The 3,297-nt window shown below is 67.8% G+C and carries 2 protein-coding genes; both read right to left on the bottom strand.

The window, feature by feature from the left end; translation table 11 throughout:
• Positions 1 to 1,225: 1,225 nt before the first annotated feature.
• Positions 1,226 to 1,618, bottom strand: a complete 393-nt coding sequence (locus tag ABZ453_RS50830) for a hypothetical protein (protein ID WP_359026830.1) — start codon at positions 1,616 to 1,618, stop codon at positions 1,226 to 1,228.
• Positions 1,619 to 1,644: 26 nt separating this feature from the next.
• On the bottom strand, positions 1,645 to 2,475 hold the full coding sequence (locus ABZ453_RS50825) for an IS5 family transposase (RefSeq protein WP_359026828.1): 831 nt from the start codon (positions 2,473 to 2,475) through the stop codon (positions 1,645 to 1,647).
• Positions 2,476 to 3,297 lie beyond the last annotated feature (822 nt).

The following is a 3,297-nucleotide window of genomic DNA, read 5'->3' as shown; positions in this document are numbered from 1 at the left end:
CGCTACCGCGGGCTCAGGAAGACCCACCTCGAGCACGTCTACTCCGCCGTCGCCCTCAACCTGATCCGCCTCGACGCCTGGTGGAACGGCCAGCCACTCGACCACACCCGCACCAGCCACCTCGCCCGACTCGACCTCACACTCGCCGCGTGACCTCACATTTGGCCAGCAGGATCACCGTGGGGGTCAGCCATAGCGGCACAGAGTCGCAGGGTTGATGGGCCGGCCCTCCCCACACCCGTGGGGGTCCCTCCCGCTCCTGCATGGCAGCGTGTATCAGCCCCGCCACCTCCCCACACCGTGGGGGTCAACCCGCCGTTGCACACGCGCCAAGCGAGCAGGTGACGCTTCCACCACGCGGCAACACGCCCTCCCCACATCCGTGGGGGTCCCTCTTGCCCATGCACGTCCGCATAGGCACGGGCCACCGCCTCCCCACCCCCGTGGGGGTCCGTCCACCCCCGCGTCAGCGCACAGCACGGCCCGGACGTCTACCCCACCCCGTGGGGGTCCCTCCAGCGCTGTGGTGGTGACCTCGATACCGGCCTAGCCCTCCCCACCACACGTGGGGGTCCCTCCGTGTACCCGGCCATCAGGCCCCCGACCAGGGCCCACTCCCCACCCCGTGGGGGTCCCTCCTGCCCATGAACGGCGGCATAGGCACGGGCCACCGCCTCCCCACCTCGGTGGGGGTCCCTCCGTGTACCTGGCCGGCAGGACAGCCGGCCACGGCCCACCGCACACCCCCCGGGGCAGTACGCCCGTACCGGCGTCGGCTGCCGCACGTACCAGGCATCACTCCACGGCCGACCAAGATCAACTAGCTGGGATCGACACACCCAGTGCTGCCGCCCAGAAAAATCATCCCCCTGGCCATCTCACCCGAGCACGCCCGGACTTCTCACACGATGCCCCCAAACACCCTCACTCGATATACAACCCATCACCCTGACCAGCACCAACACACGACACCCACCGCGTCACCCCGTGACACCCAAATGAGAAGCCGCAGTAGCCCACGAATGCGCCCTGCTGGGCATCACCGCCCAATACAACAAACCCATCACCCCCCACTACATCGCAGGACTGACCCCCGACTTCGCACGACGCTGGCAACAACTCGACACGCACACTCCGCACCGACAGTCATAAGAGGGCGGTACGTGACCTGATGTCCGTTTCGCTGTTTCGGGAGGGATAAGCGGGCTGGGGCGTCGTCGGGCGGCTACGGCCGCGGCTGGGTGAACAAGCCTTGCTCTGTCTCGGCCAGGATTCCGCGTTCGGCGAGCCGCTTGAGTTTCAGGCGGGTGTTGTTGATGTTGTTGGGCGCGATCTCCATGTCCATCGCTTCGCACACCTGTCGCGCTCGCAGCGGCGTGTCGGCCGTGGTGAACACCGCCATGATCTGCTGGTAGGCCGGATGGTCCGGCAGCTTCGGGGGCGGCGGCGCGGGCGGCTGCGGATCGGGCAGCGCCAGCAGTGTCTTGCGGGTGATCCGGACCTCTTCGGCGGCCCGGCCGAGTTCGTCCAGCCGTGCGGTCAGCTGCGCGATCTGCTCCCTCGTCGCCTCGGCCTGTGCGGTGATCTCCCGTTCCTGCTCCTCCAGCCGCACCAGCACCGCCCCGAGGGTCAGCTCCCCGCCGGTCATACGCTGCGCCAGGCCGCAGCGGTGGCCCCGGTCAGCCGGCGCAGTATCACGGCGGTCATCGCCCAGTACACCCGCGACTCCGAACTGCGCGGCAGGTGCTCGTAGTCGCGCACCAGCCTGCGGTGCAGCATCAAGATCCCGTAGGCGCGCTCCACGATCCACCGTTTGGGGATCGGCACGAAACCGGTCTGGGCCGGGTTGCGCTCGACGATCTCCACCTCGATACCCACCGTCTGGCCGTGCGCGACGACGGCGTTCTTGAAGCCCTGGTCGACCAGGGCCTTCTGAACGGTGTCGGTGTCGGCGGCGACTTTGTCCAGCAGCGCGATGCCGGCGGCGTTGTCGTGCACGGACGCGGCGAGCACCACCACCGCGATCACCAGGCCCAACACGTCAACGGCCAGGCCGCGCTTGCGGCCCGGTACTTTTTTTGCCGCATCACACCCCGTCGACTGCGCGGGCACCCCGGCCGCCGCGTGCACACTCTGGGTGTCGAGCACCACCAGGCTCGGGTCCGCCTTCCGTCGCGCCTTCTCCCGCACCTGCCAGCGCAGCAGATCGTGGATGGTCCGGTCGGTGCCGTCGTCACGCCACTTGGTGAAGTAGTACATCACCGCGCCGCGCGGCGGCAGGTCATGCGGAAGCAGGTCCCACTGGCACCCGGTGCGGCCCTGGTAGAGGAGCGCGTTGACGATCTCCCGCATCTCGTACCGGCCCTGGTGGCCGCTGACCGAGCGGTGTGCGGCCTTCCACGCGACGATCACCGGTTCAACCAGCGCCCACTGCTCATCGGACAGGTCGGTCTTGTAGGGCTTGCGCTCGCTCACGGCGACCAGCCCAGCACGCCCGAGCCCGCCGACCGACTGGGATGCCGCAGTCCCACACGTTCAGGTGACGGCAAATCGTCTATGAACTCACATACCGCCCTCTTAGAGACCACTCCGCGACCGCCGCCCTCGACGCGGACACGCGGGTAGGACCCGATACGCTTCTTCACCTGGAGAGTGCTTCTTTCATGCGACGACCTGGACCCTAGACAAGTCCCATCGTTGCAGGTCAGGAGCACTCTCCGCGTTTCTGATCACCCACCGGACGCCCTGCACATGAAGGCGCGAGGCTAGCGGTCACCCTTCTCACCGCGTCCATCGGCTACCACCGCAACGGCGGCCACCCAAGCATTCCCTGGGCGCTCTCAGGAGCCGTCGCGGGAACGGCGATAGCCGTCGCAATTCGACTGATTCGAGGCAAATGAAAGGCGCATCGGCCTGCCCATAGCTTGTGGTGGTCGAGTCCTGCTCGTACGTCATGGCCCCCGCCGGCTGACTCGGCCAGAGCGGCCACTCCTCGGCCGCCGCCCGGCCTTGCCTCGGGTTCTGCGGGGAACAACCCGAGGCGGTTGAACGTTCACCTGTACATGTCTGGCGGAGGGGACAGTGCCCCCGGGCCTCACCTACAGCCCACGGGGAGAGCGTCCGACTGAAGCCCCATGGAGCACCTCGCCGAGAGGCGACCGCCCTCCGCACGCCCCACTCACGGCCTTGGCTGGTCTCCCCCTGAGCTTCCCCCGAGATGCGGAGTGTGTTGACAGAGGGTCCTACCTTGTTCGTGGGTTGGACGGGCCGTCGTAAGGTCCAGAGGCCCAGAGACAC

It is taken from the genome of Streptomyces sp. NPDC005799, from assembly GCF_040630525.1.
GTDB classification, from domain to species: Bacteria; Actinomycetota; Actinomycetes; order Streptomycetales; family Streptomycetaceae; genus Streptomyces; species Streptomyces griseorubiginosus_B.
This window is presented reverse-complemented; position numbering and strand designations above follow the sequence as displayed.